The 25,740-nt window shown below is 60.3% G+C and carries 26 protein-coding genes and 1 pseudogene; 13 read left to right on the plus strand and 14 right to left on the minus strand.

The features are described 5' to 3' along the window. Positions 1–977 (minus strand): trans-sulfuration enzyme family protein (locus ACF8MI_RS04595; RefSeq protein ID WP_392517382.1); only part of this gene is annotated, 977 nt, incomplete at its 3' end. 163 nt (positions 978–1,140) lie between these two features. On the opposite strand from ACF8MI_RS04595, the gene ACF8MI_RS04600 reads away from it, so the two are divergent. Then, entirely contained in the window at positions 1,141–1,752 is a 612-nt protein-coding gene (locus ACF8MI_RS04600; RefSeq protein ID WP_104834871.1) for a trimeric intracellular cation channel family protein, read from the plus strand. Between the two features lie 95 nt (positions 1,753–1,847). On the opposite strand, the gene ACF8MI_RS04605 is transcribed toward ACF8MI_RS04600, so the two are convergent. Next, entirely contained in the window at positions 1,848–2,240 is a 393-nt protein-coding gene (locus tag ACF8MI_RS04605) for an HD-GYP domain-containing protein (protein WP_317851776.1), read from the minus strand. Positions 2,241–2,303: 63 nt separating this feature from the next. Here ACF8MI_RS04605 and ACF8MI_RS04610 point away from each other — a divergent pair, with 63 nt between their 5' ends. From ACF8MI_RS04610 to ACF8MI_RS04645, 8 genes are all read left to right on the plus strand, one after another. Continuing rightward, positions 2,304–2,981, plus strand: a complete 678-nt coding sequence (locus tag ACF8MI_RS04610) for a thermostable hemolysin (RefSeq protein ID WP_104834869.1) — start codon at positions 2,304–2,306, stop codon at positions 2,979–2,981. Beyond that, positions 2,971–4,434 (plus strand): AMP-binding protein, encoded by a 1,464-nt coding sequence (locus ACF8MI_RS04615; RefSeq protein ID WP_060501349.1) that lies wholly within the window; start codon positions 2,971–2,973, stop codon positions 4,432–4,434. Before ACF8MI_RS04610 ends, ACF8MI_RS04615 begins: the two co-directional genes overlap by 11 nt. A 7-nt stretch (positions 4,435–4,441) precedes the next feature. After that, entirely contained in the window at positions 4,442–5,122 is a 681-nt protein-coding gene (locus ACF8MI_RS04620) for a TenA family transcriptional regulator (protein WP_156866712.1), read from the plus strand. Continuing rightward, positions 5,109–5,915, plus strand: a complete 807-nt coding sequence (locus ACF8MI_RS04625; protein WP_186723055.1) for an SDR family oxidoreductase — start codon at positions 5,109–5,111, stop codon at positions 5,913–5,915. The genes ACF8MI_RS04620 and ACF8MI_RS04625 overlap by 14 nt, the downstream gene beginning before the upstream one ends. Then, positions 5,912–6,553, plus strand: a complete 642-nt coding sequence (locus ACF8MI_RS04630) for a hypothetical protein (RefSeq protein ID WP_186723056.1) — start codon at positions 5,912–5,914, stop codon at positions 6,551–6,553. Before ACF8MI_RS04625 ends, ACF8MI_RS04630 begins: the two co-directional genes overlap by 4 nt. A 2-nt stretch (positions 6,554–6,555) precedes the next feature. Further along, positions 6,556–7,218: a response regulator gene (locus ACF8MI_RS04635; RefSeq protein WP_060501341.1), complete on the plus strand. Its 663-nt coding sequence runs from the start codon at positions 6,556–6,558 to the stop codon at positions 7,216–7,218. Further along, positions 7,215–8,579, plus strand: coding sequence for an ATP-binding protein (locus tag ACF8MI_RS04640; protein ID WP_186723057.1), 1,365 nt, complete (start codon positions 7,215–7,217; stop codon positions 8,577–8,579). The genes ACF8MI_RS04635 and ACF8MI_RS04640 overlap by 4 nt, the downstream gene beginning before the upstream one ends. A gap of 172 nt (positions 8,580–8,751) precedes the next feature. Then, a complete protein-coding gene (locus ACF8MI_RS04645) occupies positions 8,752–9,294 on the plus strand; it encodes a cytochrome b (protein WP_186723058.1) in 543 nt (180 codons plus the stop codon). Between the two features lie 125 nt (positions 9,295–9,419). Here the strand turns inward: ACF8MI_RS04645 and ACF8MI_RS04650 are convergent, their stop codons facing one another. Then, a complete protein-coding gene (locus ACF8MI_RS04650) occupies positions 9,420–9,599 on the minus strand; it encodes a CsbD family protein (protein WP_060501335.1) in 180 nt (59 codons plus the stop codon). A gap of 72 nt (positions 9,600–9,671) precedes the next feature. Next, positions 9,672–10,658 (minus strand): hypothetical protein, encoded by a 987-nt coding sequence (locus ACF8MI_RS04655; RefSeq protein WP_104834863.1) that lies wholly within the window; start codon positions 10,656–10,658, stop codon positions 9,672–9,674. Between the two features lie 197 nt (positions 10,659–10,855). Here ACF8MI_RS04655 and ACF8MI_RS04660 point away from each other — a divergent pair, with 197 nt between their 5' ends. After that, positions 10,856–12,331: a PAS domain S-box protein gene (locus tag ACF8MI_RS04660; RefSeq protein WP_060501331.1), complete on the plus strand. Its 1,476-nt coding sequence runs from the start codon at positions 10,856–10,858 to the stop codon at positions 12,329–12,331. A 146-nt stretch (positions 12,332–12,477) separates the two neighbouring features. On the opposite strand, the pseudogene ACF8MI_RS04665 reads toward ACF8MI_RS04660, so the two are convergent. Next, positions 12,478–12,696: pseudogene (locus tag ACF8MI_RS04665) on the minus strand (transposase domain-containing protein); the annotation flags it as partial. 53 nt (positions 12,697–12,749) lie between these two features. After that, the gene (locus ACF8MI_RS04670; protein WP_233458177.1) at positions 12,750–13,331 is read right to left on the minus strand and encodes an ABC transporter substrate-binding protein; all 582 of its coding nucleotides are present in this window, start codon (positions 13,329–13,331) and stop codon (positions 12,750–12,752) included. 217 nt (positions 13,332–13,548) lie between these two features. Between ACF8MI_RS04670 and ACF8MI_RS04675 the strand changes: the two genes are divergently transcribed. Further along, positions 13,549–13,806, plus strand: a complete 258-nt coding sequence (locus ACF8MI_RS04675; RefSeq protein WP_060501327.1) for a type B 50S ribosomal protein L31 — start codon at positions 13,549–13,551, stop codon at positions 13,804–13,806. Positions 13,807–13,897: 91 nt separating this feature from the next. On the opposite strand, the gene thrS is transcribed toward ACF8MI_RS04675, so the two are convergent. The 6 genes from thrS to ACF8MI_RS04705 are packed head-to-tail and all read right to left on the minus strand — an operon-like array spanning position 13,898 to position 20,578. Further along, positions 13,898–15,904, minus strand: coding sequence for a threonine--tRNA ligase (thrS, locus tag ACF8MI_RS04680; protein ID WP_200928492.1), 2,007 nt, complete (start codon positions 15,902–15,904; stop codon positions 13,898–13,900). A gap of 3 nt (positions 15,905–15,907) precedes the next feature. Continuing rightward, the gene (locus ACF8MI_RS04685) at positions 15,908–16,534 is read right to left on the minus strand and encodes a 6-carboxytetrahydropterin synthase (RefSeq protein ID WP_060501323.1); all 627 of its coding nucleotides are present in this window, start codon (positions 16,532–16,534) and stop codon (positions 15,908–15,910) included. Further along, positions 16,528–17,958: a cysteine--tRNA ligase gene (cysS, locus tag ACF8MI_RS04690; RefSeq protein ID WP_200928491.1), complete on the minus strand. Its 1,431-nt coding sequence runs from the start codon at positions 17,956–17,958 to the stop codon at positions 16,528–16,530. Before cysS ends, ACF8MI_RS04685 begins: the two co-directional genes overlap by 7 nt. Then, the gene (gene folE2 / locus ACF8MI_RS04695; RefSeq protein ID WP_060501319.1) at positions 17,951–18,862 is read right to left on the minus strand and encodes a GTP cyclohydrolase FolE2; all 912 of its coding nucleotides are present in this window, start codon (positions 18,860–18,862) and stop codon (positions 17,951–17,953) included. The genes cysS and folE2 overlap by 8 nt, the downstream gene beginning before the upstream one ends. A gap of 50 nt (positions 18,863–18,912) precedes the next feature. Continuing rightward, the gene (zigA, locus tag ACF8MI_RS04700; protein WP_104834857.1) at positions 18,913–20,130 is read right to left on the minus strand and encodes a zinc metallochaperone GTPase ZigA; all 1,218 of its coding nucleotides are present in this window, start codon (positions 20,128–20,130) and stop codon (positions 18,913–18,915) included. A gap of 46 nt (positions 20,131–20,176) precedes the next feature. Next, positions 20,177–20,578 carry a Fur family transcriptional regulator gene (locus ACF8MI_RS04705; protein ID WP_060501315.1) on the minus strand — a complete coding sequence of 134 codons (402 nt, stop codon included), beginning with the start codon at positions 20,576–20,578 and terminating at the stop codon, positions 20,177–20,179. Positions 20,579–20,709: 131 nt separating this feature from the next. On the opposite strand from ACF8MI_RS04705, the gene ACF8MI_RS04710 reads away from it, so the two are divergent. Next, the gene (locus ACF8MI_RS04710; RefSeq protein ID WP_200928490.1) at positions 20,710–21,876 is read left to right on the plus strand and encodes an N-acetylmuramoyl-L-alanine amidase; all 1,167 of its coding nucleotides are present in this window, start codon (positions 20,710–20,712) and stop codon (positions 21,874–21,876) included. A 251-nt stretch (positions 21,877–22,127) separates the two neighbouring features. Continuing rightward, a complete protein-coding gene (locus ACF8MI_RS04715) occupies positions 22,128–24,203 on the plus strand; it encodes a TonB-dependent receptor (RefSeq protein ID WP_200928489.1) in 2,076 nt (691 codons plus the stop codon). A gap of 50 nt (positions 24,204–24,253) precedes the next feature. On the opposite strand, the gene hemB is transcribed toward ACF8MI_RS04715, so the two are convergent. Then, complete coding sequence (gene hemB, locus ACF8MI_RS04720; RefSeq protein ID WP_060501309.1) at positions 24,254–25,264, minus strand: porphobilinogen synthase; 1,011 nt, start codon at positions 25,262–25,264, stop codon at positions 24,254–24,256. 5 nt (positions 25,265–25,269) lie between these two features. Continuing rightward, on the minus strand, positions 25,270–25,704 hold the full coding sequence (locus ACF8MI_RS04725) for a DUF4440 domain-containing protein (RefSeq protein ID WP_060501307.1): 435 nt from the start codon (positions 25,702–25,704) through the stop codon (positions 25,270–25,272). Between the last annotated feature and the right edge of the window lie 36 nt (positions 25,705–25,740).

The raw sequence follows: 25,740 nt of genomic DNA on the forward strand, positions 1-25,740 counted from the left end.
AGACTATGTGTGCCGCCCCAGCTTGCGCCAATTGCAAAGGTGCTAAGGGCATCAAAGAAGTTGCCAATACGCTCGTCTGATTTGAGCGAGAAGGAAAACAGCGAGCCTGGGCCGTTGAAGAGGTTTTTGTACAACTGGTGATCTTCAGCGCTCTCCAATGCTGGGTAGTACACCTTTTCAACCAGCGGGTGGGATTCCAGCCAATTGGCGATAGCGAGTGTGCTCTTGCCCTGGTGCTCGAGCCTCAGTGGATAAGTCTCCAGGCCCCGGAGGGTCAGGTAGCAATCATCTGGACTCACGTACATGCCCAGTAGGTCTTGCTGCAGACGCATGCGCTTGTAGAGCTCTGTGTCATTGGTCGTGACGCTTCCCATTAGGAGGTCGGAGTGCCCGCTGATCACCTTCGATAGCGCCTCGACAACCAGGTCGACCCCATGCGCAATGGGCTGGAAGTTCAGGGGGCTCGCCCAGGAGTTATCGATCAGCGTGAGGATGGAATGCTTCTTCGCAGTCCGCACGATGCTTTGAACGTCCTGCATCTCCATGGTGATCGACCCAGGAGACTCCACGAGGATTAGCTTGGTGTTGGGTTTGACGAAGTCCTCGATGGCCTGAGGCAATCCATCGGGGAGGAAAGTGACCTCGATACCGAATGACCGGATGTTGTTGGCGAGGAACTCGCGAATGGGCCCATAGCAGTTGTCTGGTGCGATCACGTGATCGCCGGCCTTCAGGAAGCTCAGCAGGACGAGTACCAGGGCAGCCTGCCCAGAGGGTAAAGCCACGGTATGTGCTGCACCGTGCAGCATAGAGATTGCCTGCTCCAGCTCACGGTTCGTCGGGGTTCCGGTCAGGCCGTAGCTGAAGCCATCAGGCTGACGCTCGCGACGGTTTGCAAAGTCGGCGAAGTTATCAAAGACGACTGTGGACGCCCGGTGAATGGTGGGCACGAGGCTCTTAAACGGTTGGGTTTTCATTGCTTTTTCATTCGTTTCGAAGGGGTGTGGACAGGCTATTCCCCGACCTTGAATGGATCAATATTCTGGGCTTATAGGGCGATAAGCGTGGCTTATTGAGTGCCAATGTATTTGTATGAAGTCAGAAGGTAGAGTTATCCATCTGATAATTTAGGTACTACCCATGCTTCATTACATATATTTAATGGCGATCACCGCAGAAGCGATGACAGGGGCATTGTCTGCAGGGCGAAGAGGCATGGATTGGTTTGGCGTAATACTGGTGGCTTGTGTCACAGCGCTAGGAGGTGGGTCGGTACGTGACATAGTGCTCGGTCATTATCCGCTCACCTGGGTAAAGCACCCCGAATATCTAATTCTTACCAGTATTGCAGCACTTTTCACCGTCATGATCGCACCATTGATGAGGCACTTGAGATCGCTATTTCTGGTTTTGGACGCCATTGGCCTCATCGCGTTTACTTTGATCGGATGCCAGACCGCGCTCGATATGGGGTACGGATTATTAATTGCTTCCTTGAGTGGCGTTGTGACAGGTGTTTTTGGTGGCGTACTTCGCGATATTTTTTGCAATGATATTCCGCTGGTGTTTAGGCGCGAACTCTATGCGGGTGTTGCATTCGTTGCTTCTTGGTTCTACTTCGCCTGCGACTACTTAGGGCTCTCACATAATCAAGCGATTCTCCTCACCTTTCTAGGAGGTTTTGCTTTCAGGCTTTTGGCTATTCGCTTCCACTGGGAAATGCCCAAGTTTCAATATAGCGATGAGGGGTAGTAAATATGTCCAATCTAAGGGATATAGGCTAGTGTGGTGTTTCAGAAACACCCCACTAGGTTTCACTGAAGGGGTAAGCGCGTGGGTGAGCACATTCAGCGCATCGGCGACGCATCGGTATTGATCGCTCGATCGATGGGACAGCCAGCCAACTGGTGCGAGCGCTTGAGAATGGCGGCGCCGATGCATGACCTCACATCGCAAAGCGCCACGATGCGCGCTTCAAGAGAGATTTGCTCGCCAGACAGCCCACGCGGGTGGCCGGTGCCATCCCATTTTTCGTGATGCCAGTATGCGATGTGCGCCGCCATCTCGGTCAGTTCATCCATCGTGCCATCATGCAGGATGCTATAGCCAATTTCTGGATGGCCCATGATCACTTGACGCTCTTGCGCCGTGAGGACGCCCTCCTTGAGCAAGATGTGGTCGGCAATCCCGATTTTGCATTTAGCCGTCAGGCCGAATTTACCTAAAGTCGAAAATGTCACTTCAGATTCTATTCAGATTCGACCCCGATAATCCCCCTGTCGAACCCAATTGGGGGGAGTTTCATGACCGAGTCTCAATGGAGCAGCCTGCTCCCGCTACCAATCGGTAGCCATGCCGACCACCGCGCGCAGCTTTCGCTTCATCTGGAGGGAGATGCTTCACGTGAGGATCTCGAGCAATTCATCCACGCGTGCTTTGCCGCCGTGCATCAAGCGAATGTGCAGCATTACCTACCAGAACTCTTGGCATTGCATGACAGCCACGGCCGCCTGATCGCCGCGGCCGGCATGCGCCCGGCCAGCCAGGGTCCCGTATTTCTCGAACGGTACCTGGACGTCTCATTGGAAACCGCCGTTTCTCAAGTTGCGGGCATTTCATTGGATCGCACCTGCATCGTCGAAGTTGGAAACCTGGCCTCCCTCAGCGCTGGCAGTGCTCGCATCATGATCATCGCGGTGACGTGGTTGTTGGCCAACCGTGGCCTTGAGTGGGTCACGTTCACTGGGGCGGCGACATTGATCAACAGTTTTCAACGACTAGGGTTGACCCCCACCGTGTTGGCCTCGGCCGATCCCGACCGTCTGGTGGGACAGATGGACCAGTGGGGAACCTACTACGAGCAACGTCCCCAGGTATTCGCCGGAAACATCGGCTATGGCTTCGACGCCCTGACCCGAGCCGGCGTGTTCCAAAGGCTGGGTTTCCCAGTGCTCGCCGAGGAGACTGGCCATGCCGCGTGAACTGGAGCGGTTTCAAGAGCTGCTGATGTCGTTCGCCCGCGATCACGCCGGTGCCGTGGCGGTGAAAGGTGATGCTCACAGCTACACATACCGGCAGTTACTCGGTGAAGTGGGACTGCGAGCCCATGCTCTGCACCGACAACCTGCTGGAGCGTTGGTGCTGGCCCTGGATAACGGCCCTAATCTGCTGTTCTGGGACCTGGCCGCCCTGTTCGCTGAACGCCCCTGCGTGATCGTGCCGTCGTTCTTCAGTGCGACGCAGTTTGATCACTGCATTGCCCAGAGTGGTGCTTCAACCGTGCTTTGCACGACGCAGTGGGAGCCGCGACTGGTCAGTGAGGGGTTTGTTCTGGAAGGTGAGTTCTGGGTGCGCGAGCGGTCGGTCAGCGCACCCTTGCCTGATGGTACCGCCAAGGTGACCTACACCTCTGGCAGCACCGGGCACCCTAAAGGGGTCTGCCTGAACGCTGACGCCATGCTGCGGGTAGCACGGGAATTGGAGGCGGCAAGCCGGCCCACTGAACCGCAGCAGTACCTGGCTGTGCTGCCTTTGGGCGTATTGCTGGAGAATCTCGGCGTCTATGCCGCACTGATGGCGGGGGCCTGCGTACAGCTTTATCCGCAGCATCAGCTGGGCATGGGGGGCGCAAGCCAGGTGGACTTCAAGCGACTGCTGGGCGCCATTGCCCTCAGTGGTGCGCAGAGCCTGATCCTCGTACCGCAGTTGCTGATGGGGCTGGTCACGGCCATCGAGCGCGGCCTGATGCGCGTTGGCCCGTTGCGGTTCGTGGCGGTGGGCGGTGCACGGGTATCCCCAAGCCTGCTAGCCAGGGCCGAGGCGGTCGGGCTGCCGGTGTTCGAAGGCTACGGCCTGTCGGAGTGCGCCTCCGTGGTCGCACTGAATCGCCCCGGTGCTGTACGCCACGGCAGCGTCGGCAAGCCATTGCCCCATGTGCAAGTGCGTATTGCCGAGGACGGCGAGGTGCTGGTGGCTGGCTCGACATTGCTTGGCTACCTGGAGGAGGCCCCGCTCACCCAGCAATGGTGGGCGACGGGCGACCTGGGCCACCTCGACGAAGAAGGTTATCTGTTCCTCGACGGGCGCAAGAAACACCAGTTCATCACCAGCTTCGGGCGCAACGTCAACCCCGAGTGGGTAGAGGCCGAACTCACTCAGAGCGGTGTCATTGCCCAGGCCTTTGTTCATGGAGAGGCCTTGCCGCACAACTTGGCACTGCTCTGGCCGCTGGATCCCAGCGCCAGCGATGAGGCCATCGAGCAAGCCGTGCAGCAGTGCAACGCGAAGCTGCCCGATTACGCCCGAGTGCACATCTGGCGCCGTTTGCTAGCCCCGCTTAGCACCCGTGACGAAACCTTGACTGCCAACGGCCGCCCGCGACGCGAGGCGATCTTGCAGCGTTACCACACCCTGTTATCCGACATCTCGTTGTGAGGTTCCCATGTCTTTTTTCGACACCCTGCAAATAGAAACAGCTCAAGAGCGTCAGGCGTTGTTCGCCGTGCCTGTGATCCGTGAAGCCTTGTCTGGTCAGGTCAGCCTGGACAGCTATGTCGCTTTCCTGAGCCAGGCCTACCACCACGTTCGCCACACCGTTCCACTGATGATGGCCTGTGGCGCACGTTTGCCGTCACGGCTGGAGTGGCTGCGTGGCGCGGTATGCGAGTATATCGACGAGGAATACGGCCATGAGCAATGGATCCTCAACGATATCAACGCGTGCGGCGGCAACTGGGAGGCGGTACGTGATGGTCGCCCGGCATTGTCGATCGAGCTGATGGTCGCCTACCTCTATGACCTGATCGCTCGCGGCAACCCCGTCGGGTTGTTCGGCATGGTCAATGTGCTCGAAGGCACCAGCATCGCGCTGGCCACTCAGGCGGCGGGTACCATCCAGAGCACCCTTGCCCTGCCTGATCAGGCGTTCAGCTACCTCAGTTCCCATGGTGCGCTCGATCAGGACCACATGGTGACCTACAAGCAGTTGATGGACCGCCTCGACGATGCCGCGGATCAACAGGCCGTCATCCATGCAGCGAAGGTCGTCTATCGCTTGTACACCGAAATGTTCCAGGGCTTGCCGCGTGCAGACCAGCCAGAGGTGCGCCATGCGCTTGCCTGAATCTGTGGTTATCCTCACCGGCGCCAGTGGGGGCATTGGCCTTGAGCTGGCCGAACAATTGTGCGCAGCTGGCGCCCAGGTGCTGGCTGTCAGTCGGCACATGGGCAAGCTGGCCGGTTTGATGAATCGGTATCCTGATCGCCTGCGCTGGCAAGAAGCGGACCTGCGCAGCCAAGCGGGGCGCGACCAGGTCATCGCCCGCGCCCGCGAGATGGGCACAGTCAACGTGCTGATCAACGCCGCTGGCGTGAACCGCTTCGCCTTGCTCGATCAGTTGGGCGAACACGCACTCGACGAACTGCTGGATATCAATTTGAAGGCGCCGCTGCAACTGACACGCGCCTGTCTTCCATTGCTACGCGCTCAGCCCAAGGCGCTGGTGGTCAATGTCGGGTCCACCTATGGCTCGATCGGGTATCCCGGCTATGCCACCTATTGCGCCAGCAAGTTCGCCTTGCGGGGTTTCTCCGAAGCATTGCGGCGTGAGTTGGCCGACACCACGGTCAATGTTCTGTATGCCGCCCCCCGGGCGACCCGCACCACCATGAACAGCAGCGCTGCGACGGCGCTCAATCAGGCGCTGAAAGTCGGCATGGACGACCCGGCCGATGTCGCCCGTGCAGTGCTCGAAGCCGTGCAGTCCGAGCGCAGTGAGCTGTATCTGGGGTGGCCGGAAAAACTCTTCGTGCGTATTAACGGCATGCTACCAGGCGTGGTCGATCGCGCGTTGCGCAAGCAACTGCCGGTCATTCGTCGCTACATCGGTAGCCATTCCAAGGAGTCGATCAAATGAATCGTCTGTTCGTCGCCAGCTTGTTGGCATTCGCCCCCTTCACCTGGGCACTGGACCAGGCCGGCACCCAGCACTTGAGCGAGCTCCAGCAGCGCTGGGCGCAGATCCAGTATCAATTGCCCAAGGACAAACGGGCCGATGCTTTTGAAAAGCTCTCTGCTGACGCGGCGGCTTTCGTTCACCAGTACCCTGGTACACCGGAGCCTCTGATCTGGGACGGCATCATCAACAGCAGCTGGGCGGGCGCCGTTGGCGGTCTGGGGGCACTGGGCAAGGTCAAAGCGGCGAAGACCAGCCTGGAACAGGCCATGAAACTGGACCCCAACGCACTGCAGGGGTCGGCCTACACCAGCCTTGGCACGCTCTACGACCAAGTGCCGGGCTGGCCGATCGGGTTCGGCGATGCCGACAAAGCGGACGCTTTGCTGCGCAAAGCGCTGCAAATCAACCCCAACGGTATCGACAGCAACTACTTCTGGGCCGATCATCTGTACCGACAAAAGCATTACCCTGAGGCTACTGCAGCCCTGCAGAAAGCCTTGCAGGCCCCAGCCCGGCCTGGGCGTGAATTGGCAGACCAAGGCCGGCGTGCCGATATCGATGCTTTAATGAAGGCGATCAAGGACAAACAGGACTGAACATGCGGCTGCTGTTGGTTGAGGACGACATCGCATTGGGTGAAGGGATCTGCGACGGCTTGCGTCAGGAGGGCTACACCCTCGACTGGTTGCGCGACGGTGTCAGTGGCTTGCATGCGTTGCAGCATGAAACCTTTGATCTGCTGATTCTGGATCTGGGGTTGCCCCGTATGGATGGGATTGAACTACTGCTGCGTTTACGCGCCGGCGGCGACAGCCTGCCGGTGCTGATTCTCACCGCACGAGACGCCCTCGACGATCGCATCACTGGCCTGGATGCCGGTGCCGACGATTATCTGGTGAAGCCGTTCGACCTCAACGAGTTGAAGGCGCGCCTGCGGGCGTTGCTGCGGCGCAGCGCCGGGCGCGCCAAGGTATTGATCGAGCATGCCGGCGTCAGCCTCGACCCGGCCACCCAGCAAGTGCACTACAACGGTGTCGAAGTGGTGCTGACCCCGAAGGAGTATGTGCTGTTGCACGAACTGTTGGCGCAACCGGGCAAGGTCTTCACCCGTGAGCGCCTGACCCAGCTGCTGTATGGCTGGGACGAAGAACCCGAGAGCAATACGCTGGAGGTAAACATCTATCACCTGCGCAAAAAATTGTTCAACGGTTTGATTCGGACGGTGCGTGGTATCGGCTATCTGGTCGAGGCCAAGGTATGAGCTCGCTGCGCCAGCGCACACTCTGGCGAGTGATGCTGTTGCTGATGCTTGGCACAGGTCTGCTCGCGCTCTACAACTACCATGACAGTCGCCGCGAAATTAACGAAGTGTATGACGCCCACCTGGCCCAGAATGCGCGCCTGCTACAGGGTGTCATGAGCATGCCGGTGCAGGAAGGATCGCGCGAGGCGCTCTATCGGGCGTTCAATGAGGCGCTGGGTAAGGCCGGACGACATCAGGTGGGCCACCCTTACGAAAGCAAATTGGCCTTCCAGGTTTGGCAGGATGGCGCTGGCTTGCTCGTGCACACACCCAGTGCGCCGACCATCGACCCTCCACCGACTGCTCCCGGTTTCTACGACTTTTCAACGAGTGGCCAACAATGGCGGGGTTTTGTCTTGCCAGTACCGGAGCATCACTGGGTGATCTGGGTCGGTGAGCGGGATGATGTGCGCTACGACCTGATCGACCGGATTGTTCGTCACACCTTGTTTCCGTTCCTGCTCGGCAGCCTGGCCTTGGCGCTGCTGGTCTGGGCTGCGATTGGCTGGGGACTGCGGCCGTTGCAGAACATGGCCAATGTCATCCGCGGGCGTCACGCCGACTCGCTGGAGCCTCTTCAGCTGGTACCGCTGCCCTCCGAGCTTGAACCCATGCAGGCGGCTATCAATCGCTTGTTGGCGCAAATTGAGGACCTGCTGCGGCGTGAGCATCGGTTCATTGCCGACGCTGCCCACGAAATGCGTACCCCCTTGGCGGTCCTGCGCCTGCACGCACAGAACGCGCTTGAAGCCAGCAACGATGCCGAGCGGCAAAAGGCACTGGGTTTTCTGATGGGCGGGGTCGACCGGCTGACCCGAGTGGTCAACCAACTGCTGACACTGGCCCGCGTCGAACCCAGGCTGGGACAGCGCGCCAATACCCGAGTCGATTTGGCCGAGGTCGTCACCGATACCCTGGCCGATCTGACCCCGTGGATACTGGATCGCGGCCTGGAGCCCTCGCTGGACATCGGCGAAGGCGACCATCACCTGGCGATCGATGCCGGCGCGCTAGGTATCGCGCTGCAGAACCTAGTATCCAATGCGGTTGAGCATTCACCGCCAGCAGGCCGCATTACCGTGTCACTCAGGCGTCTGGACAACGCTTTTGCGCTGGTGGTCGAAGATGAGGGGCCGGGTATCGATGAGGCGAGCCTCTCTCGCGTGTTCGAGCGCTTCTACAGCCGCAATAGCCCCAATGGGGCCGGCCTTGGGCTCTCTATAGTTGCAACGATTATCGATCGTCTAGGCGGGCAGGTGCGTTTGGATAACCGAGCAAGCGGGGGGCTAGCCGCCACCTTGCTCCTTCCAATCGATTGAGTCCGTCGGGCACACGCTTTCGAGATCGTGCAGGTTACCTGCAGCTGTAATTAATGCTGACGACTTCAGGCTTCCTTAAGCTTGGGCTGGCAACTTGAGGCTATCCAGTTGCCGGGAATGGCTTCACGCTTTATGGCAACGGATACCCCTCTAATTTTTCGAGGTCGTGGATATGAAGCACGATTCAACTTCCGACCGTTATGGTCGCCTATCCATCATCATGCACTGGAGCATGGTCGTCTTATTCATCGGTATCTATGCCTGTATCGAACTGCGCGGGGCATTGCCAAGAGGCAACGTGCTTAAGGGCCCATTGCTCGGATTTCATGCGCTGATGGGTATCGCCGTATTCGTGTTGGTTTGGGTGCGCTTGATGGGTCGGCTTAGCCCACGTCCTCCCATCTTGCCAAAACCGCCTACCTGGCAGACGGCAGTGGCTAGCGTCACACACCTGGCCTTGTACGGTTTGATGATTGTGACCCCCTTGTTGGCCTGGATGATGCTGAGCGCTGCCGGTAAGCCCCTGCCGTATTGGGGTATAAGTCTGCCTTCGCCGCTTCCTGTCGATCCCGCTTTGGCCAGGACACTGAAGGACTGGCATGAACTCATTGGGAATGCTGGCTACGCGTTGATTGGACTCCATGCCTGCGCAGGTCTGGCGCATCACTACTTGATCAAGGACAACACCCTCACACGCATGCTCCCTGGGCGTTGAGCTTGGGGGGCGGCAAGCAGGAGCTGAACCGCTCTACGCTTCTTTGTCCTGCAAAAGATCAGCAAAGATCGCCATGAATGAACGGTCGCCCTAAGACGACCGTTCATTTCTACCAGGTGGCTAGGTTAATCCTTGTTGACCGCATCCTTGACATCACCGACTACCTGCTGCGCTTCGCCTTTTTTCTCCTGCAGTTTGCCTTTCAACTCCAGTTCAGTGTCTCCTGTGGCCTTGCCTATGGCTTGTTTGACCTTGCCAACAGCCTCGTTGGCCATGCCTTTTACCTTATCCGAAGTGCTGCTCATGGTTTTCTCCTTCGACGACGATCAGTGAAGCGTGGGTTGGGTGAAACGTACGTGCATCGGTTGAAACGCGTGTCACTCAGCGATGACACGGATCTTGCGTGACGACAAGGCGAAGCGGCCTACCGCAAAGCTCAAGGCGGCACCGATCAACAGCGTTGCCAAGGTGCCCCAGGCGGCTTTCGATACGTTGCTGGTAGCGACCTGAGCAGCTTCACGTGCCTGCTGCTCTGCCTGCTCTTTCAGTGTCTTCACCTGTCCAGCGGCCTGTTGATAGGCACGGGCGTAGTTATCGACCACTTGCTCGGCCTCTTGCTGGCTCTTTCCGGTACGCGCAGCGACGATGTTGACCAAGGCTTCCTTGTCTGCCGCGCTCAGGGCAGGCTCACCCGCCTTGCGTACCCGCTCGAACCACTGCTTGAGCTGATCGATCGCCAGGGTCGGGTTTTCGGCTGCTACCTGGCCTGCAGACTCGCCTTGGGCCTGAACCTGATCGGCCTCTTGCTCCAACGTCGAAGGGTTCAGTTCAGCCTTGCCGGTCTGCTCCAGCGTTTTATTCAACTCTGCTTCCATGCTGTCCCAGTCAAGCGAGATACCCTGCTTATTCAGCTGTTCCTTAATGCCTTGGCCTACAGCAGGCGCGGCTGCCGCTACCCCGTCGGCTGCAAGCGACAGGCCTTTGCCGGCAATGTTGCCAGCGGTGCCGACCACGCTGCCGGCTAAAGAAGCCAGCAGCCAGGTAGCCACTAGCGTGGTCACTGTCCAACTCAACAGACCATGCAGGCCCCCGCGGGTTGGGGCGGTACGGCCAGCCACCCAAGCACCGGCTGCCACCGAGAGCACCGTACTGATAAACAACCACACGCCCGCGCCCGTACCGAAGCCGCGTAAGGGATTGCCTTCAGCTATGGGGTCCACGATTCCGGCGCCGATGGCCGTTCCCAGCACACTGAGTATCAGATAGCTGGCCAAGGCGATGGCGCCACCTGCAAACACGGCGCTCCACGATACCCGCAGCGTGCTGGCAGCGTTGGCTGGGGCGGTCACATACGATTCAGTCATCTATGCATCCTCGAGAGTTGAGACGGGAAGCACCAGCAACGGATACCTCTGGTGCAACGTCAGGGCCAGTTTGCAGGTCTCATGCAAGGCTGTATTGGCGCATCTGCACCTGATCGATTAGTGCATCCGCACCACCCTTGGCATGCCTGCAGCGATTAAGCTCCAGGTAAAACGTACATGCGCGATGGAGAACCGCCATGAGCGACGCCGTGCTCACCCGAGAGACCAACCGCCGCCAACTTCAGCAGATCATCGCCGGATTGTCCGATGGTGTGATCCTGCTGGAAGTCGACCAATCCATCATCTGGGCGAACGAAGCGGCCCTGCGCATGCATGACGTCGACAGCCTGGAGCTACTGGGTAGCAACGCTGAGGCTTATCGCGAGCGTTTCGCCCTGCGCTACCGCAACAACCACCCGCTTGAAGCCGAGCAGTACCCAATTGCTCGTGTGGCTGCTGGGGAAGTGTTCAGCGACGTGGTGGTTGAGGTTAGGCCCGTTGGCGATGAGGAAGCGCGCAGCCGGGTACACCGGGTGCGCAGCATGGTGCTGGCGGACAGCAAGGGCGATGCTGAATCGCTGGTGCTGATCATCGCCGATGCCACTGAATGGGCCAGCGCCGAACAGCGCTTCGAAAAAACCTTCAATGCCAACCCGGCCCCTGCGGTTATCTGCCGGCTTAGCGACCTGCGCTTTATCAAAGTCAATCAAGGTTTTCTGGAGATGACCGGCCATGTGCGGGAGAACGTCATCGGCAGGTCTGTCTATGAAGTGGATGTGCTGGAAAACGCCGAGCGCAAGGAGTTGGCGATCGAGCGTCTCATAGAAGGTGCAACCATCCCGCAGATGCAGGCTGAATTGCGCTTGCCGGAAGGTGGCACGAAGCTGGTTATTGTAGCCGGACAACCACTGGACATGCATGAGGAAGACTGCATGTTGTTCTCATTCACCGACCTTGAGCCCAGGCGCAAGGCGGAAAATGCCCTGCGGCAGAGCGAAGAACGCTTTGCGAAGGCGTTTCGCCTGAGCCCCGTGCCTACCTTATTGTGCAGCGCTGACAGGCAGCAATTGATCGATGCCAACGAAGCCTTTCTCGACACTCTGGGATACACCGCACAGGAACTGCTAGGCAAAACAGTGGCTGAAATCGATTTCATGGTCGATCGGCGAGTGACGTCGCAGATATTCGACGTACTAGAAAAGACAGGCCGTATCGACGGGCTTGACCTAAAACTGCGCAAAAAAAGCGACGAGCGACTCGACTGTGTCCTGCAAGCCGACAGCGTCAGCCTACAGGACACTCCCTGCTATCTGCTGGTTCTAATGGACATTACCGAGCGCAAGCGTTCAGAGCTGGAGTTGGTCGAGGCGATTGAGACGGTGATGCAGGATGCGTCTTGGTTCAGCCAAACGCTGATAGAGAAGTTAGCCAATGCCAAACGCATCAATACTGGCCGTTTGCCGGATACGTCGTTCAGCGACCTCACTCGCCGAGAGCGCGACGTGTTGGCGCTTATCTGCGAAGGTCTTGCCGACAAGGAGATCGCGGCGCGGTTGAACCTAGCACTGAACACCGTGCGCAACCACGTGGCCACAGTGTATTCCAAGCTTGACGTCCACAGCCGGGGTGAAGCGATCGTCTGGGCACAAGAGCGAAGATTGTTTGGTCGGTAAGTCTAGTGCCTTTTAACGACTACAAGTGCTGAGTAAAACTGAAATCAACTGAATCGCCCCTGGTTTCGTAAACACCTCCAAGCCTCATAATGAGGCCCAAATAGGAGGTGTCATGGTAAGCGTCCGCCCAACTCACCTTGCGTAAGTCAGGCTGGCACCCACTGATGCGGCAGCAGCTGCCCGATCTCACTGGCCCGTTGCGTCGGCAGCCGCGTCAGCACATCTTTGAAATAGGCATACGGATCATGCCCATTCATGCGCGCCGACTGGATCAGGCTCATGATCGCCGCGGCCCGTTTGCCACTGCGCAGCGACCCGGCAAACAACCTGTTCGAGCGCCCGAGTGCCCATGGCCGGTACGGGTTTCGCCACGGCCTGCGCCCAGGTAGGTGGTCTTCTCGATGCTTGGCTTGGTTCCCTAGTAACCCTCGAAGCGTTCTGCGGCCAGGCGCTGAGGGGGCTCTACCAAGGTGGTCTGGTATGGCCCGGTGCCGATGACCTTGAGCACGTTGTCGTTGGCGTCGTAGGCGCTGGCGGCAAGGATGCTGGTCGACGAGTGCGCCAGCAGCGCTGGCAGCGGGGCGAAGGGCTGCTTCAGGGTAATGACCACATCGCGCCCCTGGGCACTGATCGACTCGATGTTGGCGCTGCGCAGGATGCCTGGTTTGTTGCGCGCGACGTTGAGTGCATGGGCCGCCACGGTGGCGCTGAGGTCGCTGCCGTCATGGAACTTGACGCCTTGGCGGATGGATAGCTTCCAGGTTTTCCCGTCATCGGAGACTTGCCATTGTTCGGCCAGCGCGGGCAGCGGTTGGCCCTTGGCATCGGCCTCCAGCAAGGTCTCGGTGATCTGCATGCGCTGGAAGATGAAGCCGGACACGGACGGATCGAGGCCCACGATCTCGAATGGGGCGACCACATCGAATACACGGTCCGGAGCCGCGGCATGCGCTGTGCAGACTGCACTGGAGGCCAATAACAACGCTGCGAGCAGCTTCAAGCGGGGCTTCTTGACAGACAACATGAAATGCCTTTCTAGAGCGCGACCTTTCTTGCTTCAGGCCAGACAACTGAACCTTGATGAAGAAAATTTCATCAAGAGGGGCGCGCATGATGTTTGATGTAATAACGTAACGCCAGAGCGCGCACTAAAATTGCAGTTGAAAATTATTCGCGTTAAGTGTGTAATGTTATTGTGTAACTTAAAGGAGTTGTTCATGAAGCCTGGCATCCACCCTAACTATCGTCCTGTGCTGTTCCACGACACCTCGGCGAACGTGTTCTTCCTCATCGGCTCGACAGCCGAATCCGACCGCACCTACCAGCACACCGATGGCAAGACTTATCCGTACGTGCAGCTTGACGTGTCGAGTGCCTCGCACCCGGTGTATACCGGCCAGCAGCGACAGGCCACCACCGAAGGGCGCATCGCCAACTTCAACAAGCGCTTTTCCGGGTTTGGTGGCAAGCCGTAAGCGGCTGGCTGGACAAGCAGGGGTAACGCGTCAGCGCACTCTGGAGGACCGCACGGCGTGCTGCCTTCCAGAGGCGTGTTTCAAGGCGGGGTCAAGCGGTAGTCGAGTGCTTGGCAGGCGATAAGCCCGCCCACAGTTGCTCGATCGCCTGTCGGCGTTCAGCCGCATCCGGCGCTTCGCATTGCTGCATCAGCATGTCGAGGGCCGCTTTCACTTCGAAGGTGCCTAGATCCTTTCCGTCGCGGTTGCGAATGGCAATAGTCCCTTCTGCCTGTTCCTTGGCACCGGCAATCAGCAGGAACGGGATTCGCTGCAGGGTTTGCTCGCGCACCTTGTAGCCGATCTTCTCATTGCGGGTATCGACCTCGGCCCGCAAGCCGACACTATGCAGCAGCTTCGTGACGTCCTGGGCATAACCCGCGTATTGCTGGGTGATCGACGACACCACCACCTGCACCGGCGATAGCCAGCTCGGCAGCTTGCCGGCATGGTGTTCGAGCAGGATGCCGGTGAAGCGCTCCAGCGAGCCGAACAAGGCGCGGTGCAGCATCACTGGGCGCTGGCGCTGGCCGTCCTCGTCGACATATTCCAGGCCAAAGCGTGCCGGCAGGTTCATGTCTACCTGCAGGGTGCCACATTGCCAGTCCCGGCCAATGGCGTCGCGCAGCACGAACTCGAGCTTCGGCCCATAGAACGCGCCTTCGCCAGGGCTGACCTGGTAGGCCAGCTGCATGTGCTGTAAGGCGGTGATCAGCGAGCCTTCCAGCAGGTCCCAGGTGTCATCGTCGCCCATGCGGTTGTTTGGCCGAGTGGACAGCTTGATGCGTACATCCTCGAAGCCGAACTGGCGATAGATGTCGAGCACCAGGGCTACCACCGACTGGCATTCCTGGTCCATCTGCTGCGGGGTGCAGAAGATGTGCGCATCATCCTGGGTAAAATGGCGCACCCGCAGCAGCCCGTGCAGTGCGCCCGAGGGTTCGTAGCGGTGCACCTTGCCGAACTCGCCCATGCGGATCGGTAGGTCGCGGTAGCTCTTCAGGCCGTGCTTGTACAGCAGCGTACCGCCGGGGCAGTTCATCGGTTTGAGCGCCAGTGCCCGGCCATCCTCGGTTTCGGTGGTGAACATGTTGTCGCGGTAGTTGTGCCAGTGGCCGGAAATCTCCCACAGGCTGCGGTCCATCACATCTGGCGTGTTGACTTCGATGTAGCCGGCGTCGTCCTGGCGTCGGCGCATGTAGGCGATCAGCGATTGGAACACCGCCCAGCCCCGTGGATGCCAGAACACCGCGCCAGGGGCATCGTCTTCGAAGTGGAACAGGTCGAGCTCGCGGCCGAGTTTGCGATGATCGCGCTTCTCCGCTTCTTCGATCCCGCGCAGATGCTCCGCCAGTTGCTTGGCATCGGCCCAGGCGGTGCCATAGATGCGTTGCAGTTGCTCGTTCTGTGCATCACCACGCCAGTAGGCACCCGCCAGCTTGGTGAGTTTGAAGGCCTTGAGCAGGCGGGTGTTCGGCACATGCGGGCCACGGCACATGTCGACGTATTCCTGGTGGAAGTACAGGCCCAGTTGGGTCGCCTGCTGCAGGTCGTCGATCAGGCGCAACTTGTAGTTTTCGTTGCGGGCTTTGAACACCTCAATGGTTTCTTCACGGCTGAGCATACGCTTGACCACGTCGTAGTCCTGGGCGATCAGCTCGCGCATGCGTGCCTCGATGGCTTCCAGGTCGGCCGGGGTGAACGGCCTCTCATAGGCGACATCGTAGTAGAAGCCATCGCGGACTACCGGGCCGATCACCATTTGCGCGGTGGGGAACAGCTGCTTCAGCGCGTGGCCAAGCAGGTGCGCACAGGAGTGGCGGATGATCTCCAGACCTTCTTCATCTTTGGGAGTGATGATCTGCAGGCTCACATCGTGGTCGATGATTTCGCAGGCATCGACCAGGCGCCCGTCGAGCTTGCCGGCAACGGTGCTGCGGGCAAGGCCTGGGCCGATCGCGCGGGCGACGTCGAGGACGCTGACAGGGCTGTCGAAGTGACGCAGCGCCCCATCGGGCAAGGTCACTGATACGGCTTGGGATAGGGGTTGTTCTGGCATTTTTCAGGCTCGGGTGGTCAATAGCGTGGTCGGGATGGGTCTATCCAACCCTTGCAGCTCGGTCTGCAGCATGGCGGGGTGAGACTTCAGTTGTTCGAACAAGCCCGGGTTTGCCCAGGCTTGGGTGATGGCGGGCGAAAATTCGATGCTGTGCAGGTCGATCAGGCCCATTCGCGGGTTCTGCGCATCCGCTCGGAAGCACTGGGCGTAGCCAGTCTCGGTTTCGTGCACGATGACTGAATGCAGGCTGACCTCGGCCTCGCCATTGCGCATTTCGGCCTGTGACAGCGCTGCATCGACCAGGCAGAAGAACAGGCGCGAGAACTGCTCGGCGCTGGGCGAAACCGGAATCAGCACCCAGCGTTCCGAATGGCGACGAACCGATGCCAGGTAGTCGGGGTCATCACCAGACCAGAGTGCGACGGCATGGTCGAAAGCGTCGATCAGGTCCCTGATATCGCCCTTGAGCAGACCGAAGTCGTAGATCATCTGGCCATTGTCCAGCGCATCGGCGTGGAGGATCAGCTCGACCTTGTAGGAGTGCCCGTGGATCGAGTGGGAGCAGCGTCGGGTGCTGCAGCCCCGCACGATGTGGGCGTTTTCGAATTTGAACAGTTTGCGGATCAGCATGGGTCACCTGGGTTGGCGCGGGCGCTGGTCGTCTGCACGAGGGCGCGCAGCCTCGGTCCTTGTGCGGTGTCCTCGGCGGTGAAGCCGGCCGCTTGCAGTTCGCTGCGCAGCCTGTCGGCGGTGGCGAAGTCACGGGCCTTGCGCGCGGTTTCGCGGGCCTCGAGCAAAGCGTGCAACGCGGCTTGTGGTAGTGGCGCGTCGATGTGCGGTTGCAAGGCTTGCAGTGCGGCCAGTGGTGCTTGCTGCAACAGGCCGAGCAGTGCGGCCGACTTCACCAACCGGGCCTTGGCCAATGCCCGGGCGGCATCATCGCTGGCGTCATCGAGCGCTTGGCGTAGCACATTCAGGCGAGCCAGGGCTTCGGCGATGCCCAGATCGTTTCTCAGGGCGTGGAGCAATTGCTCATCTGGCTTTACATCGGCAGCGCAGGGCAATGCCTCGCAGCGCGCCAGGCTGGTGTAGAAGCGAGTGAGTGTCTGCACTGCCGCGCTCAGGCGCTGGGCGTTCCAGTCCATCGGGCGGCGGTAGTGGGTGGACAGCAGCGCCAGTCGGATCGCCTCGCCAGGCGCTTGGCTCAGCAGGTCGCGCACCAGCAGCACGTTGCCCAGCGATTTGGACATCTTCTGCCCATCCACGGTGATGAAGCTGTTGTGCACCCAGGTGCGGCAGTACAAGGTGCCGTGGGCGCAGGTGCCTTGGGCGATCTCGTTCTCATGGTGTGGGAATATCAGGTCCTGGCCGCCGCCATGGATGTCGATGGTATGGCCCAGGTGCTGGCCGATCATCGCCGAGCACTCCACATGCCAGCCCGGCCGGCCTCTGCCCCAGGGACTGCTCCAGCCGGGCTGGTCGGCCGTGGACGGCTTCCACAGCACGAAGTCCAAGGGATCGCGCTTGTAGGGCGCGACTTCCACCCGGGCGCCGGCGAGCATGTCCTTGGTGTTGCGCCCGGAGAGTTCGCCATAGGCGGGGTAGGACGGTACGTGGAACAGCGCATGGCCTTGCGCCACATAGGCATGGCCACGCGCGATGAGGGCCTGGATCAGCTCGATGATCTGCGGCATGTGCGCGGTGACGCGAGGTTCCAGGTCAGGTGAGGCCACCCCGAGTGCAGCCATGTCCTGGTGGTAGGCCTCGATGAAGCGGTCGGTGATGCTGGCAATGGGCACGCCAGCCGCGGCTGCGGCGGCATTGATCTTGTCGTCGACGTCGGTGAAGTTGCGGGCGTACACCAGCTCTGCATAGTCGTGGCGCAGCAGCCTGGCCAGCAGGTCGAACACCACGGCCGGGCGGGCATTGCCGATGTGCGGGTAGTTGTAGACCGTGGGGCCGCAGACGTACATCGTCACCCGGTCGGGCCGCTCGGTGCGCAGCACCTCCTTGCGCCGGGTCAGCGTGTTGTGCAGGTAGATCGGCTCAGTCATGCGCAGGGGCCTGCGGGGCTGACCAGGCCGAGGCGTCGTGCGGGTGCAGGCTTTCCAGGTGGCGAACGTGCACCTGAGTGTCGCGATAACCCTGCAGGCTGGCCTGGATGCGCCGCGCAGCATCTTCGACGAACATCAGGTTCTGCCCGTTGAGTGCCGCGAACGCCTGTTCGTCGGCCCGTTTCACGGCGGTCTGCACCGGCGTGCGCAGGGCGCCTTCGACCTGGTCGATCAGGGCCAACAGCCCGAGATTCGGGGCATCTGCGGGCACCGCGACGCGCACGCGTGCTTCGCTGCGTTGGCTGTGCGGCGTCGCCAGCGAAGCGTTGCTGCGCAACCACTGCGCAACGGCACTGGCCTCGAGCAGCGGCTGGCCCTTGAAGGTTTGCAGGAAACCGTCTTCGATCAATTGCCGGGAGAGGGCGGCCGAGCACGGGCAGGTTGACGAGTAGCCGATCCGGACCTCGACGCTCAGGTTCAGCGCATCGCTCACCTTCGTGGCGAGCAGGTGAACGGGGTAGGATTTCCAGCCGGAGAGGCCCTCGGTCACCAGCGCAGGGCGGCGAACCAGCAGGTCGAAATCCAGGCGCAACCTGGCATTGCGGCTCTCACAGTCCTGATGGCTATCGATCATCTCTTGTAACAGGTGAAAGAGGTTAACCGGCGAAACCGACCCCGCCTGGCCCCAGGCGTCCAGCAGGCGATACAGCCTGGACATGTGAATGCCTTTGACGTGCGGTGCCGGCAGGTCGACCTGGACATCCGCCCGGGCGTGCAACTCGCGCTGATAGGTCGGTTCTTCGATGCGAACCGGCAGGTCGATACCTTGCATGCCGACCCATTGCAGTGGGCTGAGGCTAGGGGCCAGGTCGGTGACGGAAACGTCGGGTAATGCTGAGCTCATCATGTCTATCCAGTGGTGGGAGCCTTGCGCGTGGCAGCAAGGCGTATCAATCAGTTCCAGCCGGGGAAGGGGTTGGCCAACTGCTTCCAGGCTTCCGGCCCTTGGGCCATTTCATCATCGGTCAGCAGGCAGTCATCGAAGCGTGCACGCAGCGCAGCCTCGTCCATTTCCATGCCGATCAGCACCAGCTCCTGGCGGGCATCACCCACGCCTTCGTGCCATTTCGACCGGATGTGCAGGACTGATTCGCTGTCGGTCGGCCAATGTTCCTCGGGAACGGCCGCCCACCAGTAGCCTGCCGGGCCGTGGCGCGCGACGGCCCCGGCCTGGGACCAGTTGCCGGCCATGGCTGGCTCGCAGGCGAGCCAGAAGTAGCCCTTGGAGCGCACCACCCCAGGCCATTCGCTTTCTACCAGCGCGTGGAAGCGGCCTGGGTGGAACGGCCGGCGTGCGCGGTACACGAAGCTGGCGATGCCGTACTCTTCGGTTTCGGGGGTGTGGGTGCCGCGCATTTCCTGCAACCAGCCAGGCGCGCGTGAGGCTTCGTCGAAGTCGAACAGGCCGGTGTCCAGCACGCGATTCAGCGCGACCTTGCCGAACTCGGCGATTTCGATTTTTGCCCTTGGATTGAGGGTATTGAGGATGGCCATCAAGCGCTCGCGCTCTGCGTCACTGACCAGGTCGATCTTGTTCAGCACGATGACGTCGCAGAACTCGATCTGCTCGATCAGCAGGTCGACCACCGTGCGCACGTCTTCCTCGCCCAGCGATTCACCGCGGGCCTGCAGGCTGTCGCGCGAGCTGTAGTCGCGCAGAAAGTTGAAGGCATCGACCACGGTGACCATGGTGTCCAGGCGTGCCACTTCATTGAGGCTGCGGCCATCCTCACCTTCGAAGGTGAAGGTTTCCGCTACGGGCAGCGGCTCGGAGATGCCGGTCGACTCGATGACCAGTTGATCGAAGCGGCCCTCTTTGGCCAGGCGGTCCACTTCCAGCAGGAGGTCTTCGCGCAAGGTGCAGCAAATGCAGCCGTTGCTCATTTCCACCAGCTTTTCGTCGGTGCGCGACAGCTCGGCGCCGCCATCACGGACCAGCGCGGCGTCGATGTTCACGTCGCTCATGTCGTTGACGATCACGGCGACGCGCCGGCCTTCGCGGTTGTTCAGGATATGGTTGAGCAGGGTGGTCTTGCCGGCCCCAAGGAAGCCGGACAGCACGGTGACGGGAAGCCTTGCGGCTTGATTGGCAATCGCGCTAGAGGTGCTCATCAGGTGGCCTCACGGTAGTAGGTAGTGTGCATGCGTGCGGCTCTACTCAGTCCTCGCCGGTATCACGGCGAGTACAGGCGGCGCATTTACCGTGCAGCTCGATGGTCGAGCTGCACAGCGAAAACACGTTCTGGGTCATCCAGTGCCCCAAGGCCTGGTTCAGGTGCGGGACGTTGAATTCATCGACATGGCCGCAGCTATCGCAGATGGCGAACGCTCTGAAACCTGCTTCGCACTGGCTTGGGCAGGCGCAACTGACATAGGCATTCAACGATTCCAGGCGGTGGATCAACCCTTGCTCGGTCAGGTGGCCCAAGGCGCGGTAAATCTGCGTTGGCGCCCGGAAACCCTCATTGCGCAGGCTGTCCAGAATGGCGTAGGCACTGAGCGGCCTGGCGGCCTGCTGAAGCGTCGTCAGGACACGTTGCTGATTGCTGGTCAGTTGCATGCAGGTCTCCTTCCGCTCGCTTTGCAGTCTTCATGTTTGTTCATGGCGTGAGATGTTATAAAGTAACATTAATAAAATGGCTAGCGAAATCGCCCGGGGCTTCGCTGGTATGCAGGTCAATTGGAGTACGTATGGATCGACGCCGTGTGCTGAAACTATTGGTCGCCTGCCTGGCATTGCCGCTGCCCTTCGCGGCGCAAGCAGGCCAGGCGGTAAAACGGATTCGGCTGAGCCGTTCGGGCAGCATAACCAAGGTGTCGCTGGAGCTGACCGGGCCGGTGGCCGCGAAGCACTTCAGCCTCGCGGCGCCGCCGCGGTTGGTGATTGATCTTCCCCAGGCCAGCCTGCAGGCGTCACTGAACGAGCTTGCCCTGCAAGGTTCTGCGGTCACGGCCGTGCGCAGTGGCGTTACCGCGGCGGGTGACTTGCGTATCGTGCTGGACCTGGCCGACGCGGCGGTGCGCAGCGAAGTCCGTTCGCTAAATCCCGGGGGGCATGGCCTGGAGTTGGTGCTCACTGGACCAGCGGTGTCCGTTGCGCCGGTAGCCGTCAAGCCCTCGACGCGTCAGCGCGACCTGTTGATCGTGGTGGATGCCGGGCATGGTGGCAAAGACCCTGGCGCTGTGGGGCCCAAGGGCGAGCAGGAAAAGCGCGTGGCGTTGCAGATCGCCACGTTGCTGGCCAAGCGCATCGATGCACAGAAGGGCTACAAGGCACGCTTGGTGCGCAGCGACGATGTCTTCATTCCGCTGCGCAAGCGCGCCGAACTCGCTCAGCGGCTCAATGCCGACTTGTTCGTTTCGGTGCACGCCGATGCCGCACCGCGGCTCACGGCGTCGGGGGCGTCGGTGTTCGCCTTGTCGCAAGGGAGCGCCACATCGTCGATGGCTCGCTGGATGGCGCAGCGTGAAAACGATGCCGACATGGTCGGTGGTGGTTTGCCGGTCAAGCTGCGCCAGCACGATCCGATGGTCGCCGGTGTGCTGCTGGACATGTCGATGAGTTCGACGATTGCCACCAGCCTGGACCTCGGTCATCAGGTGCTCGCACAGCTTGGCCAGGTGTCGGGTCTGCATCAGGCGCGGGTGGAGCAGGCAGGGTTCGCCGTGCTCAAGTCGGCGGCCGTGCCTTCGATCCTGGTCGAGACAGGCTTCATTTCCAATGCCGGAGATTGTCGTCGGCTGCATGATTCGCGGCATCAACGCAAAGTCGCGCAAGCGATCTTCGCCGGGCTGGACGGCTATTTTCGCCAGCAACCGCCGGCTGGCAGCCTGATCGCTGCCAAGGGGCAGGTGTGATCAGTGCTGCGAGCCCTCGAACAGGGGGCTCATTGTGCGCGGATGCGTTCCCGATAGTGCCATTCACTGCCGGCAAGACAGGCCGTGGGCTCCGCCATTTGCGGAGCCAGTCTGTTGCTGAATGTTATAAAGTATCTTGAAGCGATATCATCATGATATAACGTTGCTTCTGGAAGGCGCAGTCTCAGACCTGCGTCACCGCTTGACCCCGCGATCAGCCGCACCTTCACCCCTGCAGTTCAGGAGCTTCCATGAGATTCACCTCGGCCTCCATTGCCGTCGTCACGGCATTGGTAACCCCAGACCTTCTCGCCGATCAGGCTGGTAACTCAACCATCACCCTTGGCGAAGTGAACATCACGCAGAAAGCCGGCGTGGCACTAAGCACGGAAAATGTACTCACCTCAGTCGACGTCATGGGCGGTGACCAGGTGGAAGACAGGAACGTGATGAATAGCTGGCAACTACTGGGTCAGATGCCGGGCATTCAACTGACCGAGACGGGGCAGGGGGCTGAGTCGGGCAAGGCCACTTTCCGGGCCTTCAATGGCGAGGGTTACATCAACGGCATCAAAACCCTGATCGATGGCGTGCCGAGTAACGTAAACAGCGGCAACCAGCGTTTCATCGACATGATTTTCCCGCTGGAGATCGATTACATCGAGGTGGTGCGCGGCACCAACGATCCGCGTTACGGCCTGCACAACATCGGCGGCAACATCAACTTTGCGACCCGTCAGGGCGGCAACTATGCAGACAGCCGCCTGACTTACGGGAGCTTCAATACCCGTGAAGTCCAAATCGCCCTCGGCCACGAGGAAGGTAACTTTGCGCAGAACTACATGCTGGCCAAGCAGGACACCAACGGTTCACGCGATCACAGCAACTCCAACAAGTATTCCCTGGGTGGCAAGTGGTTCCTCAGTAATGACGAGCAAAACTTCCGTGTAGGTGCCATTGCACGTCTGTACCACCAGCAAGCGGACGAAGGCGGGTTCCTCACCCGCGAAGAGTTGCACGCCAGCCGTACCGACTCACCTGCCAAGAATGACAACGATCGCAGCGATCGAGACATGAAACAGCTAAGCCTGCACATGGACTGGCAACTGCGTGACGATCTGAACCTGAGCAGCAAGTTGTATTACAACAGCTACAACGATGACCGCTCCATCACGTTTACCAGTTACGAGCCTGGCAACGGGCCGCGCCAGCGTCGTTTCTGGGATGAGCAGCAGCGTGGGATGCTCAGCAATCTCACCTGGCGGGTGAATGACATGCTGACCCTCGATGGCGGCATCAACTATGAAGAACAGCATAACGCGTACGAGCGCAGGCGCTTCAACTTCAGCGTACCCACCAACTTCGATGGCCCGCCAGCGCGCGTTCAAAACGATGACCACTACACGCTTCGTAACCTGGGTGGTTACGTACAGGCGGTTATCCAGCCAATTGACTCGTTGAAGATCATCCCGGCGATGCGCGTTGACAAGTTCAGTGGCAACACCAACATCTCAAGCACCAACAATGGTGTTACCACGAGTGCCAAGGGGCCTCTGCAGGACTACGGCTGGATCGAGCAACCCAAACTCAGCGTGGTGTACAGCGTTAATGACGATATCGACGTCTACGCCAACTGGGGGCGCACGTTCCAGGTGCTGACTGGCAATGCAAACCCTGCTTACCTGGTCAATGGCGCCGGTACCTATGACCCGTCGATCAACACGGGCAAGGAAGTGGGGGTGAAATTCCGGCCTTTCGAGGGCACCGAGGCACGCGTTGCCGTTTGGCAGCAGGACGCTACCGACGAGGTAGCGAACATGCCAGCCATCGATTCGACCGTTGGCCTGGGCGAAACCCGGCGTCGCGGTATCGACATGCAGTTCACCTCACGTTTGAACGATCAATGGACGGTGTGGGGCTCCCACGCCATCCAGGAAGCCAAAGTGATGAAGGGTAACGACGCGAACAACAACTCCCTCAAGGGCAAAGAAGTATTTTCCACGCCGCGTTACATCAGTAACCTGGGGGCAGAATATCGCATGAACGATGATTGGCGTTTCGGCATGCAGGCGCGCGCGCAAGGCGACTACTACATCGATGCGAACAACGAAGCGGGCAAGTACGGTGGTTTTGCCGTACTGGATGCGAGCGTCAGCTATCGGATCAGTGTTTCTACAAGCGTGGATCTGCAGGTCAAGAACCTGACGGATCGCGAATACGAATACGTCTGGTACGACAATTTCTGGTGGCCAGCTGGCGAAGAGCAGCCAATGTTTTCTCCGGCACCCGGCCGGTCTGCGTTCGTTTCACTCAACATGAAGCTGTAACCCGCCGGGACGCATTCACACGGTTGCTGTGAATGCGTCCTCCCGGCCGCTCAGCCGTGCTTCAAGCGTGCGGCGGCCTCCAGAGCGAAGTAGGTCAGGATGCCGTTGCAGCCGGCGCGCTTGAACGCCATCAATGCCTCCAGAATGACCGTGTCCGGGTCCAGCCAGCCATGGTCGATCGCGGCCTTGAGCATCGAGTATTCACCGCTGACCTGATAGGCGAACGTCGGTACGGCAAAGGTGGCCTTGACCCGTTGAATGATGTCCAGGTAAGGCATGCCGGGCTTGACCATCACCATGTCGGCGCCTTCCTGCAGGTCCAGCGCCACTTCGCGCAGGGCCTCGTCGCTGTTGGCCGGGTCCATCTGGTAGGTGCGCTTGTCGCCTTTGAGCGCGGCCGCCGAGCCCAGCGCATCGCGGAAGGGGCCGTAGAAACCGGAGGCGTACTTCGCGGCGTAGGATATCAGGCGCACATCGTTGAAACCGGCCAGGTCCAGTGCGGACCTGAGCGCGCCGATGCGGCCATCCATCATGTCCGAAGGTGCCAAGGTGTCGATGCCGGCCTGGGCCTGGACCACGGCTTGCGCCGCCAGTACCTGCAAGGTCTCGTCATTGGCCACGCGGCCTTGGCGCAGTACGCCGTCGTGGCCATGGTCGGTGTAGGGGTCCAGTGCCACGTCGCCGATCAGGCCAAGCTTGGGGAACGTAGCCTTGAGCAACCTGGCGGCGCGGCAGATCAGGTTGTCCGGATCGAGGGCATGGGTGCCCTCGCTGTCCTTGCGCTGCACCGGGGTGGCGGGAAACAGGGCGATGGCCGGGATGCCCAGTTCGACCGCCCGCCCCACGTGGTCCGGCAGTTCTGTCAGGCTCACCCGGACCTGGCCCGGCATGGCACTGATCGCCTCGCGTGTGCCTGAGCCTTCCTTGAGAAACACGGGCCAGATCAAGTCATCGCGGGACAGGCTGTTTTCCGCCACCAGCCGACGCGTCCAGTCGTCAGCGCGATTACGGCGCAAACGGGTGGCCGGGAAACTGCCCATTGAGCTCGGGAAGTGGTTCATGTTGCTCATGCTTCGATGGAGGAATGGTGGCCGGTGATCAGCCAGTGCTGGTCGATCAGCTCGAAGGTGAACAGAAAGCGCGCCGGCACCACCCGTTGCTCGCCGTTTTCACGGTAGACGAACGTGTATTGACCACCGACGACCACGGTGCCCAGCTTGCGGCTGACACGCTTCTTGAACAACTGGATGTCACAGACCAGCCCGTCGTTGGCGAGGAAGTTCTCGAAATAGTTGCGACGGCTGTCGTCGCAATCGCGCACCTGGTTGGACAGGGTCGGGACCAGGATCGCATCCGGTGCATACAGTGCCAGCACCTGATCCACATCACGTGTGGCCACGGTAGCGGCCCATCGGTAAAGCGCCGCTTTGGCACCGGCCAGGCATGCCAGTTCGGTGTCGGCGTAGGTCTCGGTGGTCGCGCTCGGGCGTGTTCCTGTCATGGCGTGTTACCTGCGTAAGTCGAAAAGATGAACAGT

It is taken from the genome of Pseudomonas sp. yb_9, assembly GCF_043103635.1.
In the GTDB taxonomy this organism is placed as follows: Bacteria; Pseudomonadota; Gammaproteobacteria; order Pseudomonadales; family Pseudomonadaceae; genus Aquipseudomonas; species Aquipseudomonas monteilii.

Bases quoted from the DNA above. Each gene is read 5' to 3' on its own strand.
- ACF8MI_RS04600 (WP_104834871.1), top strand. From the start codon at position 1,141: ATGCTTCATTACATATATTTAATGGCGATCACCGCAGAAGCGATGACA.
- ACF8MI_RS04610 (WP_104834869.1), top strand. From the start codon at position 2,304: ATGACCGAGTCTCAATGGAGCAGCCTGCTCCCGCTACCAATCGGTAGC.
- ACF8MI_RS04615 (WP_060501349.1), top strand. From the start codon at position 2,971: ATGCCGCGTGAACTGGAGCGGTTTCAAGAGCTGCTGATGTCGTTCGCC.
- ACF8MI_RS04620 (WP_156866712.1), top strand. From the start codon at position 4,442: ATGTCTTTTTTCGACACCCTGCAAATAGAAACAGCTCAAGAGCGTCAG.
- ACF8MI_RS04625 (WP_186723055.1), top strand. From the start codon at position 5,109: ATGCGCTTGCCTGAATCTGTGGTTATCCTCACCGGCGCCAGTGGGGGC.
- ACF8MI_RS04630 (WP_186723056.1), top strand. From the start codon at position 5,912: ATGAATCGTCTGTTCGTCGCCAGCTTGTTGGCATTCGCCCCCTTCACC.
- ACF8MI_RS04635 (WP_060501341.1), top strand. From the start codon at position 6,556: ATGCGGCTGCTGTTGGTTGAGGACGACATCGCATTGGGTGAAGGGATC.
- ACF8MI_RS04640 (WP_186723057.1), top strand. From the start codon at position 7,215: ATGAGCTCGCTGCGCCAGCGCACACTCTGGCGAGTGATGCTGTTGCTG.
- ACF8MI_RS04645 (WP_186723058.1), top strand. From the start codon at position 8,752: ATGAAGCACGATTCAACTTCCGACCGTTATGGTCGCCTATCCATCATC.
- ACF8MI_RS04650 (WP_060501335.1), bottom strand. From the start codon at position 9,599: ATGAGCAGCACTTCGGATAAGGTAAAAGGCATGGCCAACGAGGCTGTT.
- ACF8MI_RS04655 (WP_104834863.1), bottom strand. From the start codon at position 10,658: ATGACTGAATCGTATGTGACCGCCCCAGCCAACGCTGCCAGCACGCTG.
- ACF8MI_RS04660 (WP_060501331.1), top strand. From the start codon at position 10,856: ATGAGCGACGCCGTGCTCACCCGAGAGACCAACCGCCGCCAACTTCAG.
- ACF8MI_RS04675 (WP_060501327.1), top strand. From the start codon at position 13,549: ATGAAGCCTGGCATCCACCCTAACTATCGTCCTGTGCTGTTCCACGAC.
- thrS (WP_200928492.1), bottom strand. From the start codon at position 15,904: ATGCCAGAACAACCCCTATCCCAAGCCGTATCAGTGACCTTGCCCGAT.
- ACF8MI_RS04685 (WP_060501323.1), bottom strand. From the start codon at position 16,534: ATGCTGATCCGCAAACTGTTCAAATTCGAAAACGCCCACATCGTGCGG.
- cysS (WP_200928491.1), bottom strand. From the start codon at position 17,958: ATGACTGAGCCGATCTACCTGCACAACACGCTGACCCGGCGCAAGGAG.
- folE2 (WP_060501319.1), bottom strand. From the start codon at position 18,862: ATGAGCTCAGCATTACCCGACGTTTCCGTCACCGACCTGGCCCCTAGC.
- zigA (WP_104834857.1), bottom strand. From the start codon at position 20,130: ATGAGCACCTCTAGCGCGATTGCCAATCAAGCCGCAAGGCTTCCCGTC.
- ACF8MI_RS04705 (WP_060501315.1), bottom strand. From the start codon at position 20,578: ATGCAACTGACCAGCAATCAGCAACGTGTCCTGACGACGCTTCAGCAG.
- ACF8MI_RS04710 (WP_200928490.1), top strand. From the start codon at position 20,710: ATGGATCGACGCCGTGTGCTGAAACTATTGGTCGCCTGCCTGGCATTG.
- ACF8MI_RS04715 (WP_200928489.1), top strand. From the start codon at position 22,128: ATGAGATTCACCTCGGCCTCCATTGCCGTCGTCACGGCATTGGTAACC.
- hemB (WP_060501309.1), bottom strand. From the start codon at position 25,264: ATGAACCACTTCCCGAGCTCAATGGGCAGTTTCCCGGCCACCCGTTTG.
- ACF8MI_RS04725 (WP_060501307.1), bottom strand. From the start codon at position 25,704: ATGACAGGAACACGCCCGAGCGCGACCACCGAGACCTACGCCGACACC.